Origin of the sequence: Clostridium sp. 1001270J_160509_D11, from assembly GCF_015667935.1 — a bacterium.
In the GTDB taxonomy this organism is placed as follows: domain Bacteria; phylum Bacillota; class Clostridia; order Peptostreptococcales; family Peptostreptococcaceae; genus Intestinibacter.
Window position 1 is genome coordinate 1 of record NZ_JADPET010000054.1, and the last position, 16,873, is coordinate 16,873.

Annotated in this window: 13 protein-coding genes and 1 other annotated feature; of the genes, 2 read left to right on the forward strand and 11 right to left on the reverse strand. The window is 28.3% G+C overall.

Translation table 11 applies throughout. The features are described from left to right. Positions 1-196 precede the first annotated feature (196 nt). The gene (locus I4U58_RS06795) at positions 197-403 is read left to right on the forward strand and encodes an alpha/beta-type small acid-soluble spore protein (RefSeq protein ID WP_022071835.1); all 207 of its coding nucleotides are present in this window, start codon (positions 197-199) and stop codon (positions 401-403) included. Between the two features lie 207 nt (positions 404-610). Continuing rightward, complete coding sequence (locus I4U58_RS06800) at positions 611-1,147, forward strand: DUF4364 family protein (protein WP_195930289.1); 537 nt, start codon at positions 611-613, stop codon at positions 1,145-1,147. A 1-nt stretch (position 1,148) separates the two neighbouring features. Here the strand turns inward: I4U58_RS06800 and I4U58_RS06805 are convergent, their stop codons facing one another. From I4U58_RS06805 to phoU, 11 genes are all read right to left on the reverse strand, one after another. After that, the gene (locus I4U58_RS06805; RefSeq protein WP_195930291.1) at positions 1,149-2,015 is read right to left on the reverse strand and encodes a YncE family protein; all 867 of its coding nucleotides are present in this window, start codon (positions 2,013-2,015) and stop codon (positions 1,149-1,151) included. 252 nt (positions 2,016-2,267) lie between these two features. Next, on the reverse strand, positions 2,268-4,313 hold the full coding sequence (locus tag I4U58_RS06810) for an ABC transporter permease (RefSeq protein ID WP_195930293.1): 2,046 nt from the start codon (positions 4,311-4,313) through the stop codon (positions 2,268-2,270). Further along, positions 4,303-5,070: an ABC transporter ATP-binding protein gene (locus I4U58_RS06815; RefSeq protein WP_195930295.1), complete on the reverse strand. Its 768-nt coding sequence runs from the start codon at positions 5,068-5,070 to the stop codon at positions 4,303-4,305. Before I4U58_RS06815 ends, I4U58_RS06810 begins: the two co-directional genes overlap by 11 nt. Before the next feature lie 93 nt (positions 5,071-5,163). Beyond that, complete coding sequence (locus I4U58_RS06820; RefSeq protein WP_195930297.1) at positions 5,164-6,174, reverse strand: sensor histidine kinase; 1,011 nt, start codon at positions 6,172-6,174, stop codon at positions 5,164-5,166. Beyond that, the gene (locus I4U58_RS06825) at positions 6,171-6,839 is read right to left on the reverse strand and encodes a response regulator transcription factor (protein ID WP_195930299.1); all 669 of its coding nucleotides are present in this window, start codon (positions 6,837-6,839) and stop codon (positions 6,171-6,173) included. The genes I4U58_RS06820 and I4U58_RS06825 overlap by 4 nt, the downstream gene beginning before the upstream one ends. 193 nt (positions 6,840-7,032) lie before the next feature. Beyond that, positions 7,033-8,322, reverse strand: coding sequence for a folylpolyglutamate synthase/dihydrofolate synthase family protein (locus I4U58_RS06830; protein ID WP_195930301.1), 1,290 nt, complete (start codon positions 8,320-8,322; stop codon positions 7,033-7,035). Between the two features lie 198 nt (positions 8,323-8,520). Then, positions 8,521-9,255, reverse strand: a complete 735-nt coding sequence (locus I4U58_RS06835) for a M15 family metallopeptidase (protein WP_195930303.1) — start codon at positions 9,253-9,255, stop codon at positions 8,521-8,523. 225 nt (positions 9,256-9,480) lie between these two features. Next, positions 9,481-12,150: a valine--tRNA ligase gene (locus I4U58_RS06840; protein WP_195930312.1), complete on the reverse strand. Its 2,670-nt coding sequence runs from the start codon at positions 12,148-12,150 to the stop codon at positions 9,481-9,483. Between the two features lie 151 nt (positions 12,151-12,301). Further along, positions 12,302-12,529, reverse strand: a binding site (T-box leader). 88 nt (positions 12,530-12,617) lie between these two features. Continuing rightward, positions 12,618-13,967 carry an NADP-specific glutamate dehydrogenase gene (gene gdhA / locus I4U58_RS06845; protein WP_195930314.1) on the reverse strand — a complete coding sequence of 450 codons (1,350 nt, stop codon included), beginning with the start codon at positions 13,965-13,967 and terminating at the stop codon, positions 12,618-12,620. A gap of 282 nt (positions 13,968-14,249) precedes the next feature. Beyond that, positions 14,250-15,602 (reverse strand): NADP-specific glutamate dehydrogenase, encoded by a 1,353-nt coding sequence (gdhA, locus tag I4U58_RS06850; RefSeq protein ID WP_195930316.1) that lies wholly within the window; start codon positions 15,600-15,602, stop codon positions 14,250-14,252. Positions 15,603-16,038: 436 nt separating this feature from the next. Further along, positions 16,039-16,695 (reverse strand): phosphate signaling complex protein PhoU, encoded by a 657-nt coding sequence (gene phoU / locus I4U58_RS06855; RefSeq protein ID WP_195930318.1) that lies wholly within the window; start codon positions 16,693-16,695, stop codon positions 16,039-16,041. Positions 16,696-16,873 lie beyond the last annotated feature (178 nt).

The following is a 16,873-nucleotide window of genomic DNA, read 5'->3' on the forward strand; positions in this document are numbered from 1 at the left end:
TATATGGTACTGTTCTACTTGCTCTTGGGTTAACTTCTATGATGTATAATTCACCCTTAAATTATATCAAATTGTATGGCTAATCATAAAAAATAACTTCTCTTCCATTTTCTTTTAGCATATAATATTTCGCTTTGGATAAATTATAAATAACAACATTAAATAAAATGTTGATTAACTTAAGGAGGAATTTACTATGGCAAATTCTAATAACAGACAAGTTGTCCCTGAAGCTAAAGCTGCATTAAACCAAATGAAACTAGAAATAGCTAACGAATTAGGTATGGCTAACTATGAAGCAGTAGATAAAGGCAATTTAACTGCAAGACAAAATGGCTATGTTGGTGGCTATATGACTAAAAAATTAGTCGAAATGGCTGAAAAACAAATGGCTGGCAAATAGTAAATTTTAATACTTGAGTATTAAACTCCCCTAAAAACTTTTAGGTGGACAAACAAGAAAAAGAGGCTACCTTTTGGTAGCCTTTTTTCATAAAAATTCCCTCTTCTAAAAAAATAAATTCTTTTCAAATTTAATGATTTATACCTTTTATTTTTCTATATTTTAGTTTAATATATTATTATAATAGTTTAGTGGAGGATGATAAATATGTTTGAAAATTCATCTGAAGAAACAGCTTACCACAAACTTTTAATCTTATATATTTTATATAAAATTAAAATGGATTTGACAAATTCTCAAATCACTCAAGTTGTTTTAGAAACTGAAATGATGAATTATTTCTCGCTGCAACAACTTTTATCTCAACTTATGGAATCAAAATTTCTAAAGATATATAAGGACTCTGACAAAGAGTATTATTGTCTAACTCAAAGGGGACTTGAGACATTGGAATCACTTATGCTTAAAATCCCAATGGATTCAGCTAACAAAGTAGACCACTATATAAAACTAAATAAAGAGAGTTTATTAGCTGAAACACAGGTAAAATCTAGTTTTGTTAAGCAAAGCGAAAATGAATTCATCGTTAATCTTAGGGTAATTGAAAATCAGAGTAATTTAATTGACTTAAATTTAAATGTTTCTTCTGAAAAGCAAGCAAACCACATCTGTAATAACTGGAAAAAGAATGCTTCTCATATGTACGCTGAAGTAATAAACTTACTTACTACATATAAAAAGTAGCCTACAAACAAACTATTGTTGTAGGCTCTTTTCCTACGTGAATTGCCTTAATCAACTGGTTTGTTTTTGTATCATATACTTTTATCTCATCATTTTCAGTATCTGATACAAATAGCCTACTATAATCTTTTGAAATTTCTAACCCTTGTGGAATACCATTTACTTTTATCTTTCCTATATATTTTCCTAACCTATAATCTAGTATTTTTATCTGATTATATCCTAAATCACTTATATACACTCTTTCATCAATGTAATTAAATCTTATTTGAACAGGTAACAATAATTCATAAAACGTATTTATAATTTCTAGATCATCTTCTTTTAATATTACTAATTTGCCGTCTAAAGTTGACACGTATATTTCTTTCTTTTTTTCATCTACTTCTAAATGCCAAGCTTTAAAATCAGTATCTATTTTTTTATAGATAATTTTATTTTCTATATCTATACATATTATCGAATTTATACATGGAACATACAGTTTATTATTTTTTTGATCATAGCCTAATCCATGCGGCATATCATCTACACTAATCATAGAGATTGCTTCTAATGTATATTTATTAATTATATAAATGCTGTTTGTATCTTCATTAGATACAAATAACTCATCTCCATGCATAAATATTTGACTTAGACTTCCACCGACCGATATAGAATTTAAAATTTTTCCACTAATAATATCTACCTCATAAAGTGTTCCATTTACCAAACTTGGAATATATATTTTTCCTTCATCTTCATCTACACAAAAATGATGTGGATAGATATTATTATCTAATACAATTTCTCTTTCCATTTCAAGAGTTTCGTAATCAATGATACTTATACTATGTGACAAATAATTAGAAATATATACCTTCAAATCCTCCCTCCTTTCTCAAACTATACTACAATAATATATTAGTTTTTTTTATAAATTATGCACATATGGTTTGTCCCTTTTCTTAAAAAAATCCACCTTCCCGTTATAAAAATATAACGAAAAAGTGGATTATAAATATACATAAATTTATATATTAATTTTCTGTTGATAGTATAATATAATTTTTTTAATTTTATTTACGATTAATTTATCTTTCCCCTTTTTGTATGTTTATGAGCTGTTTTACCATACCTATTTTATATTTCTCTTAAAAGTATAATACGTTCCTGCAAAGTAGCACATATACACACAAATCGTTAAAATAATTCCTGTCGCAATACTAAAAATAAATAAATTAAAACCAATAAAAGTAACGATTCTCTCTTTATACATTAGATAATAGTTATATATGAATATTCCTACACCTATCAGTGCAATAGCTATAGGTACTACAAAATATATTGAGATTTGCTTTAATACTATCTTATTTATATCATTTTCCTCAACACCTAACTTTCTAAGAACATTATATCTATCTTTATGTTCAATAGAATCTGTAAGTTGACCAAGGGCAAGCACTGTAAAACTTATGGTAAGTAAAACTATGCATAAATATACTCCAAGGATTCTCATTGCCAAAGTCATATTTAAAATATTATTTGTTTCAGATGATTTTACTCTTCCGTCTATAATACTAGATGTTATATCAAATTCTTTGCTATATTTTTCAATTAAATACCTATTATTTTCTTTAAACCATTTTTCAATATATTTAGATTCAAAATTCACTGCATCTTTATAGCTCATTTGATTATTTAAATTAGCTAAAAAATTAGTTTCTGCTAAAGTAAGATCCTTACACACCTTATCTGGCAAAATAATAATATTATAAGAATAAAAATCATATATTCTTTCCCCAATTGATTCTTTGTAATGTGAATCTTTACTAATATTTAAAATTTCTCCATTAATATTCAAATGTTTATTCTTTGATAAAAATTTGTTAATATCAGTATTATTAACCACACTATGCCATTGTGTTGTAAACTCATTTTCTTTAAGATTTATTTTTTCATAACCCAACATGGTTCTTAATTTGTTAAAATCACTTAAGCTTATTGCCAACATAGGTGAATTATTCCTATCCCCAGTATAAAACTCATCTTTATCTATAAAATATTTTTCAACTTGGCAATAATCTCTTACACTATAACCTTCATCATTTAAATATTGTACAACCTCACCATAATCTAACTTTGGTATATCTTCTATATCAAAGTTATAACTATAATCATTTCTTATATCAATATCATAAGGAACTCTCATATTTAGATAACCCAATGACCACTGTGCCATTGCAAGTGTCATAATAAAACTTATCATAGCCCCTAAAAAAGTCATTGCTATTGTTGCCATTAATATTGGTGCTGTCTTTATTTTAGATACAATACTACCTATTAAAAATAAATTTGTTCCTTCATATTTAAAATTAATACATTTTCCCTTTAAATATATTAAAATATATGAAATAGAATAAAATAGTGCAAAAGTACCTATAATAAAACTTACTAGTGATATGCCTATATAAGTCAGTGATTTTATACTATAATCAATTTCTGTATTTATTAATTTAAAAGTACAATATACACATACTATATATAATAATATTGATAATCCAAATATTACACCATATACTTTTCCACTTCTTCTAAATTGAAATTCTACTTGTTCACTTGCATTTAACATATCTATTAGTTTTATTTTATTTAATACAGAAACATTATACAAACCTATTATACAGAACATTGCTATAAAGAATATAAATGTAATGACCACTGTATCCATATATAACCTTAAGGTAAATACTACTTCTTGATTTACACTTACTAAAACCAGAGCTGTTATAGCTTGTGAAAATAGGGTTCCCACAAATATTCCGGCTATTATTGCTAATGTACCAATTATAAGTGTTTCAATAAAGAACATAAATGCAATACTTTTTTGTTCTGCTCCAAGTAGTATGTATGTTGCAAACTCTCTTTGACGTCGTCTTATCATATATTTGTTCACATAGGCTATAAGTAAAATTAAAATTGCTGTAATTACATAAGTAGAATATTTTAATATTAGTTGTAAAGTTTTAAAATTATAAGAATCCTCTGTTATAAATTCATAACTAGAGCTGGAAAGTGATGTTATTGCATAAAACAAACTTACACATATTGTTATAGTTATAAAATAAATTAAATAATCTTTTATAGATTTTCTCGCATTACTTTTGGCTAACTTAGCGTACATCTCTAACATCACCACCTAATAATGCTACTACATCCAATATTTTATTAAAAAATTGTCTACGTGTATTTTCACCTCTCACTAACTCTGTGAATATCTTTCCATCCTTGATGAATAATATCCTATTACAATAACTTGCTGTAAAAGAATCATGAGTTACCATGAGAATAGTTGCTCCCAAATCTTTATTTAAATTTGCCATCATCTCTATTAACATTTGTGCTGATTTAGAGTCAAGTGCTCCTGTGGGTTCATCAGCTAATATTAGTTTTGGATTTGTTACCAATGCCCTTGCACAGGCAGTCCTTTGCTTTTGTCCACCTGATACCTCATAAGGATACTTACCTAGTAAATGTTCTATTCCTAGTTCCTTTGCCACTGCTAATACTTTTCCATCTATTTCACTCTTATTAGTCTTGTTAATTGTAAGTGCTAATGCGATATTTTCATGTATAGTTAATGTATCTAATAAGTTGAAGTCTTGGAATATAAATCCTAAATTTTCTCTTCTAAACTTTGCTATATTCTTGCGATTTATCTCTGTTAAATCCTTTCCATCTAAGTAAATATTGCCTGAACTCACATCATCAATAGTTGCTATCATATTTAATAATGTTGTTTTCCCAGAACCTGAAGGACCCATTATGCCCACAAATTCACTTTTTTTGACATCAAAGCTTATATCATCTATGGCTTTAACTATATTTCCTTTATTACCATAATATTTTTCTACTTTATTTATTTTTAATATTTTTTCCATATTTATCACCTCAATGATATTTTAACTTATAAGCAACTTCCTTGATTCGATTTAATCTTACTTTTATGTGACAATCTCGTAACATTACTCGAATTAAAACTTACAAAAGCTTCCTATTGGAAAAGTTATTATTACCTTTGTATAACTATTTATTTTAGATTCTATGTCTATTAATAATCCTAATTTATCACATAGTTTTTTGCATAAATATAGTCCTATGCCTGTAGATCTACTATTTATTCGTCCAATATTTCCTGTAAATCCTTTTTCAAATACTCTATCTATTTCATTACTTGGGATACCTATTCCGTTATCTTCAATAATTAATCTAGTACCATTTTTTATATCAATTGCATATATCTTTACCTTTGGGCACTCATTTTGTCTATATTTTATAGCATTTACTATTATTTGATTTAAAATAAATTCAAGCCATTTACTATCTGAGAATACCAGTTTATCTATATCATTTATTTCAAGATATATATTATTTAAAATAAATCCTTGTTTATTTCTTGTAATAACACTATTTACACAACTTTGCAAACTTATTTCTTTTATCAGGTAATCTTTGTCTACATCTTCACTTCTTGCATAAAACAAAGATTGTTCCACATACCTATCTATTTCTTCTAACTGAATAAGTATTTCTGATGATTTCGCTGTTCTGTTGTTTTCTTCAATTAACTTTATAAGTGATATGGGTGTCTTTACTTCATGAATCCATTGTTCTATATACTCTTTATAATCTTTATGCTTCGACTTTTCTCTGTTAATTTCTTCTCTCATTGATTTACTTGATTTTTTTAATAGATAATAATAAGGTTTAGCTTCAATAAAAGGTGGCTCTTTTAACACTTCGCTTATTAAAAACTTTTTATCAATATTTGCTACGCTTTTTTCTATGATTTTGAAATAATCTCTCCTCTTTCTATACGCAAACATAAAATATACAAATAAAAAGACAATCCATGTAATTGCTATAGTTATTATAATTTTAGATTCATTTCCTACACTCAAAAGAAAAACTGATAATGTCATCAAAGCTATAATATTTAAAAATATTATAGCTACTTTGCTTTTTAAATAATCTTTTAAACTCATATAATATAACCTTGTCCTCTTTTAGTTTTTATAAAATCTTTCAAACCAATCTCTTCAATTTTATTTCTTATTCTAGTTATATTAACTGTAAGTGTGTTATCATTTACAAACATAGAACTATCCCATAAATACTCCATAATATCTACTCTGGATACAATTTTACCTTTATTTATTAATAGGTAATAAAGTATCTTTAATTCATTCTTTGTAAGCTCTATATTCTTTTGATTATACTCAATTGTACTAGATAAAATATTTAGCGTTAATCCATTATACTCGATTACATCCATATTAGAGTTATTTGGATAAGCTCTTTTAAGAAGGGCATTTATTCTAGCCAAAAGTATTTGAGTATTATATGGTTTTGTAATAAAATCATCTCCACCTAATGTAATTGACATCAGTTCATCAATATTTGTATTTCTACTTGTTATAAATATTATTGGTATATTTGAAAAACTTCGTATCTCTGTACATATCTTAAATCCATCATTATTAGGTAAATTTATATCTAATAAAATTAAGTCTGGACTACTGTCTTTTACTGTTTGTGATATTTTATTAAAATCTGTTGGTTTTAAGATTGAGTATCTGTTTGCTATTAGTAAATTTCCTATTTCATTTTGTAATTGTTCATTATCATCTACTATCATTATTGTAAACATGTTGTTCTCTCCATATATAATTTGTTTTTTGTTATTAATTATATTATCTTACTAATTGGATAACTTCAAGTTAAAGAAAGTACAACTTTAATTTATACATTTTTTAGAGTATTAAAATCTCCTTGCAATAAAAAAAGAGAGTAAAATATACAAACGTCTATTTTACCCTCTTTTTTTATTATAATATAAATTTTTATTTAACTAAACTTCTTATATGTCCTATCATATATAATGAACCTGCTGCAATTATTACTTCGTCTTCTTTAGCATTATCAATTACATATTTTACGGCATCTTCTATTTTAGGTATTGCTACTACATCTTTTCCGTATTTTTCGATTTTAGATTTTAATTCTTCACAACTTATTGCTCTATCGCTATCTGGAGTAGTAGTTACAACCTTTTGGAACTTGTCCATTAATAAATCTAAAACAGAATCTATATCTTTGTCTGCTAACATACCTATTAAGAAAGTTAATTTTTTACCTTTGAAGTTCTTTTCTAATGCATTTTTTAGAGATTTTGCACCATCTTCATTATGTGCACCATCTATTATAAATACAGGATTATCTTTTATTTTTTCTATTCTTCCTGGCCATTTAGTATCATGGAATCCTTTTTTAATAGCTTCATTAGTTATTTTAACTCCACGCTTATCTCTTATAGTTTTTAGTACAGTAAGAGCTAAAACAGCATTGTTAACTTGGTGGTCTCCTATTAATTGTATTTCCATGTCTTCAAATTTTTCACCATCTACTACACAATCAAATATTTGAGATGATATATCTGATTTTTTAATGTTTATTGAGTCAAAATCTACTTCTATATATTCAGAATTTTGTTCTTTACAAACATCTTTTATAACTTGTGCTGCCTCATCTTTTTGTTTATAAGATATTGTAATTCCATTAGGTTTTATTATTCCTGCTTTTTCATAAGCTATTTTTGCTAAAGTATCACCTAATATTCCTATATGATCTAAACTTAGGGAAACTATTACACTTGCAAGACAATCTTTTATAACGTTAGTAGCATCATATCTACCACCTAATCCAACTTCTAAAGCAACATAATCTACACCTTGCTCCCAATAGTAGTAAAATGCCATAGCTGTCTCTATTTCAAACTCTGTTGGATAAGCAAAACCTTCTTCTACCATTTGTTCTATTTTTTCTCTCATTAATGTTACAATTCTAGCAACATCTTCTTCTGGGATATTTTCTCCATTTATTCTTATTCTTTCTGTGAATTTTTCTAGATATGGAGATGTATAAAGACCTACTTTATACCCTTGAGCTTGCAATGCATTTGAGATAAAAGAACATACTGAACCTTTTCCATTAGTTCCTGCAACATGTATTATTTTTAATTTCTCTTGAGGATTACCTAATAGCTCAAGTAATTTTAATGAGTTTTCAAGCCCTAATCTAATCCCAAATTTATGAGATTCTTCTATAAATTTTAATGATTCTTGATAATTCAATGTCTATATTGCTACCAAAATTAAATTTTAGATAGCTCTCCTTTCTTATATTAATATTTCTAAATTGTAACTTATGTATTTTATTATACAATAATTGCACATATATTACTCATATTATATATTATAATACATTTCCAGGTATTGGTTATGTTTTCAATATAGAAATTAATATAAAAATATTTTTAGACATTGATATCGTTAGCCTAGACGCTCTAAATATTCTTCTAGCGTTTCTGAATTGTTATATATCTCTTTTGCTACTTTTTTCCCTACATATCTAATATGCCAAGGTTCATAATTATATCCTGTAATATCGGTTTTACCTTCTAAATAACGTAAAATAAATCCGTATTTATATGCATTATCGGCAAGCCACTTTGCCTCTTTACTATTTTTATCAAAGCAGCGAGATGAATTTGTGATATCTATTGCTAAACCAGTTTGATGTTCACTCGAACCTGGTGAAGCGACATATTGTAAAGTGTAACTTTTCCCCTTTTTTTTACAATAGCTATTATAGACTTCAACTTGTGTTTGATATGACCTGTATCCTGACGAGCCAATTAAAGTTATATTTTCATCTTTTGCAGCATTAACTAATCTTTCTAAAGCCTTTGCTGCATGTTTTTGCAGTTGCATTTCTTCTTCAGTACAATCCTCTAAAAAAGGTATATTGGGCCTTACTAAATTCTCTGGTACATAATCGTTTTCCAAAAAATTCTGTTTATTTACGATAATTAAATCGTTGCCTTTTGCCTTTGAGGCTGATGTTAATACACTCGTATCCTCAACTCTTTTTACTAAATTCGATAAAGTACTTCCTTCTGATTTATTTTCTAGTTTCCAACTTATAACCCCTGTAAAACAAATAAATAAAACTATAATTAGTGCTAATAATTTTGAAGCTTTTAATAAATCAACTCTTCTATTCATTATGACCCCTCCTTATACTTTATAGCTTAATGTATAAGTATTAATTAATTTATACTTATTACTTAAAATTGACTTTCATAAATACCAATGATAATTACTATAATTTACAAATAATTTGTACCAATACTATTATTATAGTACTTTGTATTTTTTCTAACAACAAAAAAAGGAGCATCCAAAATAAATATGCTATTTTGGAATACTCCTTTTAATTTAGTTTTTTAATTATTTTATTTTAGCTTCTATGCTTTCTAATCTTTCTAATACTGATTTAAGCATTTCTTCATATTTTTCTTTTTTAGCTTTTTCTTCGTTAACTAATTTTTCTGGAGCCTTAGCTAAGAAGCCTTGGTTAGATAATTTTCCGTTAACTCTTTTTATTTCGCCTTCTATTTTAGCTTTTTCTTTATTTAATCTATCTAATTCTTTGCTGAAGTCTACTAATTCATCAAGTGGTATAAATATTTTAGCACCTTCTATAACAACACTTACAGCATCTTCTGGTATATTTTCTTCAGTCATTTGTATTTGAACTTCTGAAGCAGATGCTAATGTTACGAAGTAATCTTTACCAGCTTCTATAGCAGATAATTTTTCTTCAGTTGGTATTATTATAACTTTAGCTTTCTTTGATGGTGGAACATCCATTTCAGCTCTTGCGTTTCTTATGTTTCTTATACCTTCCATTGCAAGTTCCATCATAGCTTCATCTTCAGCCATATTGTCTTCTTCTTTGTAGTGTGGCCATTCAGAAACCATTATACTGCCTTCTACTGTTGGTAGACAAGTGTAGATTTCTTCTGTTATGAATGGCATATATGGATGTAATAATTTAAGTATTTTTTCTAATACGTAAGTTAATACATATAAAGCAGTTTGTTTAGCTTCTTTGTCTTCACCATATAATCTTGGTTTAACTATTTCTATATACCAGTCACAGAATTCAGACCAAGCAAAGTCTTCAACTTTTGTAGCTGCTATACCTAAATCGAATTTATCCATGTTTTCTGTAACTTCTTTAGCTACTCTATTAGCTCTAGATATTATCCATTTGTCTGCTAATGTGAAGTTAGCTTCTACAGATTCTCTTGTTACTCCGTTCATTATTTCATCATCTATGTTCATGAATATGAATCTTGATGCATTCCATAATTTATTTGCGAAGTTTCTTGATGCTTCAACTCTTTCGAAGTAGAATCTCATATCATTTCCTGGAGAGTTTCCTGTTATTAACATGAATCTTAATGCATCTGCACCGTATTCATCTATAACTTCTAATGGGTTTATACCATTTCCAAGAGATTTACTCATTTTTCTACCTTGAGAGTCTCTAACTAATCCATGTATTAAAACATGTTCGAATGGAGTTTCATTCATGCAGAACATACCTGCAAATGCCATTCTTACAACCCAGAAGAATATTATATCGTATCCTGTAACAAGTACATTTGTTGGATAGTAGTATTCTAATTCTTCAGTATTGTGTGGCCAACCTAATGTTGAGAATGGCCATAAAGCAGATGAGAACCAAGTATCTAATACGTCTTCATCTTGTTTAAATTCACCGCATCCACATTTTTCACAGCTGTGTGGAGCTTCTTTAGCAACTACTACATCGCCACATTCTTGACAGTAGTATGCTGGTATTTGGTGACCCCACCATAACTGTCTAGATATACACCAGTCTCTGATGTTTTCTAACCATTGTAGGTAAGTTCCTGTTCCATATCTTTCTGGAACGAATTTTAAATCTCCGTTTTTTAATATATCTATAGCAGGTTTTGCTAATTCATCCATTTTAACGAACCATTGTTCAGATAATCTTGGTTCAACAACTGTATGACATCTGTAGCAAGTACCAACAGCATGTGGATGAGGAACTATTTTGATTAAGAATCCTTGTTCTTCTAAATCTTTTATAAGTTCTTTTCTACATTCGTATCTGTCCATTCCTGCGTATTTTCCGCAAAGTTCGTTCATAGAACCATCTTCGTTCATTACGTTGATTTGTTCTAAGTTATGTCTTTGACCAACACCGAAGTCATTAGGGTCGTGAGCTGGAGTCATTTTAACAACACCAGTACCGAATTCCATATCAACATAGTCATCAGCAACTATTGGAAGTTCTCTTCCTACTATTGGAAGTATTACAGTTTTACCAACTATGTCTTTGTATCTTTCATCATCTGGGTTAACAGCTATACCAGTATCCCCTAACATTGTTTCAGGTCTAGTAGTAGCTACTTCTAAGAATTGGTCGCTATCTTTTAGATAGTATTTTATGTGATAGAAGTTACCGTCTTTTTCTTCGTGTTCTACTTCTGCATCTGATAAAGTAGTTTTACAATCTGGACACCAGTTTATTATTCTGTTTCCTCTGTATATATGACCTTTTTCATATAATTTTACGAAGAACTCAGTAACAGCTTCATTACAACCTTGATCCATTGTGAATCTTTCTCTGTCCCAGTCACAAGAAGAACCTAATTGTTTCATTTGGTCAACTATAACTCTACCGTACTCATCTTTCCAGTCCATAGCTCTTTTTAAGAATTCTTCTCTTCCTAATTCGTACTTAGATTTTCCTTCTTCTTTTCTTATTTTTTCAACAACTTTAACTTCAGTTGCTATAGAAGCATGGTCAGTTCCTGGTTGCCATAATGCTTCATATCCATCCATACGTTTCCATCTTATAAGAACATCTTGTAAAGTATGGTCAAGTGCATGACCCATGTGAAGTTGTCCTGTTATATTTGGTGGTGGTAAAACTATACAGAATGGTTTTTTGTCTGGATTTGGGCTTGATTTGAAGTAACCTTTATCCATCCACTCTTGATATAATCTTTGTTCAAAGTCTTTTGGATTATAAGTTTTTGATAAATTTGCTTTAGTCATCCTTTTCCTCCTTAAAATTTTATATTAAAGTTCTTTTAACTCTTTTTGCATAATTTGATAATTATTTTCGTTTAAACCAACATTTTTATTAAAATATTAATATAAATGAAATAAATTAAGATGATTTCAATAAAAAAGAGCTTTCCATCCATCTAAGGACGAAAAGCTCGCGTTACCACCTTAATTTTAAGATATAATTATAAAAATAATATCTTAACTCTCAATAGATTTAACGATTCTCACCGTCTAAACTTACTACTATTTCTGTTTAGAGACTCCAAAGCTACATTCTGTAAATCTTATCTAGGAAAATCTTTCAGCAGTTGATTTCCTTCTCTGTTAGCAGTATTTACATACTCCTCTTCTTCTCAGTCTTTATTTATTAATAATTAATTTTTATTATATCTAATATACTTTATTATTGTCAATCCAAATTTTTTTATACAATAATATACTACAAATTTGAATTAAACTAATCCTTGTGCCATCATAGCATCTGCAACTTTTATGAATCCTGCTATATTAGCTCCAACAACATAGTTTCCTTCAAATCCATATTCTTTAGCAGCATCTCTTGAATTTCTGAATATGTTAACCATTATATCATGTAATTTTTCATCAACTTCTTCAAATGTCCAAGATAATCTCATGCTATTTTGGCTCATTTCTAATGCTGAAGTAGCAACCCCACCTGCATTAGCTGCTTTAGCTGGTGCTACTAATACACCTTTTTCTAAGAAATACTCTACAGCTTCGTTAGTACAAGGCATGTTTGCACCTTCACCTACTGCAAATGTTCCATTTTCAACTAATAATTTAGCATCTTCTAAATCTATATCATTTTGAGTTGCACAAGGTAATGCTACATCTGCTTTAACAGTCCATACGCCTCTTCCTTCAAAGTATTTAGCAGATGGTCTTCTTTCTGCATATTCTTTTATTCTCTTTCTTTCAACTTCTTTTATTTGTTGGATTAATGCTACATCTATACCATCTTCATCAACTATATATCCATTAGAGTCACTCATAGCAACTACTTTTGCACCTAATGATTGAGCTTTTTGAACTGCATATATTGCAACGTTTCCTGAACCTGATACAACAACTCTTTTTCCTTCAAGAGTTTTTCCTGATTCTTTTAACATTTCTTCAACAAAATAAATTAAACCATATCCTGTTGCTTCAGTTCTTGCTAGAGAACCTCCGAAAGTTAGACCTTTTCCTGTTAAAACTCCTTGGTCATTTGCATTTCTAAGTCTCTTATATTGACCATATAAATATCCTATTTCTCTACCTCCAACACCTATATCTCCTGCTGGTACATCTGTGTTTGGTCCTATGTGTCTATATAATTCTGTCATAAAGCTTTGGCAGAATCTCATTATTTCTCTGTCTGATTTTCCTTTTGGATCGAAATCAGAACCACCTTTTCCTCCGCCTATTGGAAGACCTGTTAATGAGTTTTTGAATATTTGCTCAAACCCTAAGAATTTTACTATACTTAAGTTTACTGATGGATGGAATCTAAGACCACCTTTGTATGGTCCTATTGCAGAGTTAAATTGTACTCTAAATCCTCTATTTATTTGGATTTCTCCTTTATCATCTATCCAAGGAACTCTAAACATAATTTGTCTTTCTGGTTCTACTAAACGATCTAATATTTTTTCATCTACATATGTTGGATTTTTTTCTAATACAGGAACTAATGAAGTTAATACTTCCTCAACAGTTTGATGGAATTCTCCTTGTCCTGGATTTTTTGCTTTTACATCTTCTATAACTTGTTCAACTATTTGTTTTACGTTCTTTTCCATATTAATATCTCCTTTTGCCCTTTTGATTAGTCTTTTTATTATTTATACATTATACATATTTTGGAATATAAATTACAGTATATTATGAAAATTTATACATATTTTTTTGTTTTTATATCAAAAATGTATTTTCTTTTGGATTTTATATGTTAATTGTTTTATTTTAAGTTCAAAATCATAATAATTGTATTTATATCTTTATTTATTTTTTTACACAAATAAATAAGAGTTATAAAATAGATACATTACTGCACTATCTTATAACTCTCATTTTTATTTATATTAAACTATGCCTTGTGCCATCATAGCATCTGCGACTTTTATAAATCCTGCTATATTAGCACCAACTAAATAATTTCCTTCAAATCCATATTCTTTAGCTGCATCTCTTGTATTTTTAAATATATTTACCATTATACCATGTAGTTTTTCGTCAACTTCTTCAAAACTCCAAGATAATCTCATACTATTTTGACTCATTTCTAATGCTGAAGTTGCAACCCCACCTGCATTAGCTGCTTTAGATGGGGCTAGTAATATCCCTTTTTCCAAGAAATATTGTTCAGCTTCATTAGTACAAGGCATATTCGCACCTTCACCTACTGCAAATGTTCCATTTTCAATAATTATCTTAGCATCATCTAAATCTATTTCATTTTGAGTTGCACAAGGTATAACTACATCAGCTTTCACTGTCCATATACCTTTATTTCCTTCAAAGTATTTTGCTGATGGTTTTCTAATAGCATATTCTTTTATTCTCTTTCTTTCAATTTCTTTAATTTGTTGTATAAGTGGTAAGTCTATTCCATCTTCATCAAATATATATCCAGAAGAATCGCACATAGCAACTACTTTTGCACCTAATTCTTGTGCTTTTTTAACTGCATATATTGCTACATTTCCTGCTCCAGATATAACTACAGTTTGACCTTTTATAGTCTTTCCTGCTTCTTTTAACATTTCTTCAACAAAGTAGATTATACCAAATCCAGTTGCTTGAGTTCTTGCTAAAGAACCACCATAAGTTAGACCTTTTCCTGTTAATACGCCTTGGTCATTTGCATTTCTAAGTCTCTTATATTGACCATATAAATAACCTATTTCTCTACCTCCAACACCTATATCTCCTGCTGGAACATCTACATTTGGACCTATATGTCTATATAATTCTGTCATAAAACTTTGGCAAAATCTCATTATTTCATTATCTGATTTTCCTTTTGGGTCAAAGTCAGAACCACCTTTTCCTCCTCCTATTGGAAGACCTGTCAATGAGTTTTTAAATATTTGTTCAAATCCTAAAAACTTGATAATACTTAAATTAACAGATGGATGGAATCTAAGACCACCTTTATATGGTCCTATTGCAGAATTAAATTGTACTCTAAATCCTCTATTAACTTGTATTTCTCCCTTATCATCTACCCAAGGTACTCTAAACATAATTTGTCTTTCTGGTTCTACTAAACGATCTAAAATTTTTGCATCAATGTAAGCTGGATTTTTTTCTAATACAGGAATTAATGAAGTTAATACTTCCTCGATAGTTTGATGGAATTCGTTTTGTCCTGGGTTTTTAACCTCAACATCTTTAATCACTTTCTCAACAATGTTTTTAACATTACTTTCCATTAAATCTTCACCTCTTGTATTTTTTAACATATTCTTACTTTGATAAATCATTAAAATATTTTTTGTCTAAATACTTTTATATATATTTTTTATATTTACATTGTACACTCTTTGTTAATAATTTTTCAATATATACATGTTATCTTTTACCATTTAGCTGTTTTTACCTTGTTTTTTCAGCTATTTCCGTTGTTTTCTTAATTTTTAAGCCATTTGTATAACTTTTATTGTTAATAAAATACTTAACCATTTTTCTATGTAAGAAAATTACTAAAACTAAATACTTGTCTCATTGAAGTTTATTTATATAAATTATATTTATTCATAGTTTTACAATAAATATAATTTTATATATAAAAAAAGAACTTACATTAAATCACTTAATGTAAGTTCTTTTTTTATAAAGTTGATAAATATTATATACTAGTTGAAATATTTATCCTATTTCAACCATAGTCCCCTTCTTCGCATATATTATTTTTTCACATATATTTGTTATATGATCTCCTATTCGCTCTAAGTATCGACCTATAAATAGAAGTCTTACTCCTTGACTAATATTACTCTCCGGATCCCTATACATAACCTTTAATGAATCTTCTCTTATTTTAGAATATAGTTTATCTAACTCTCTATCTGTTAATGCAATTTGATATGCTAATTCGTCATCTTCATTTAGGAATGCTTCGTTTAAAGCTTCAAGCATTTTTGAACACATTTCAGACATCCTAGGTATATCGATTAACTCTTTTATATATTCATTTTCTCCTATTGCTACAATTTCTTTGCATATATTTACTGCATAATCGCCTATTCTTTCTAGCTCAGTAGATATATCAGATAAAACGTATATATATCTTAAGTCCTTAATCATTGGATGTTTTGAAGCCATTAATTCTACACTTCTATCTCTTATGTACTCTCTAAGTAGGTCAATATCATCATCATTTTCCATTATTCTCTTAGCTTGTTCTAAATTTCTATTAACCATACTTTCAACAGATAATAATACTGCCTCTTGACACTTTTTTATCATTCCTGAAGTATACTCTTTTAGAGTTTCTATACTTAAAACTATATCTTCATTCGTCATAATAATACTAACTCCTTTGCTCTTAGATTAAAATTTAATTAAAAATAGATTTTTAATCTCTGCCAAGTAAATTTTTAGTTTGCCTAATAATTAATCTATTAAAGAATTATCATATGTGCCTCTTTATTTACTTGGAACAGATAGAAAACTTAACAAAGCGAAAGAGCTAGAATGTGAT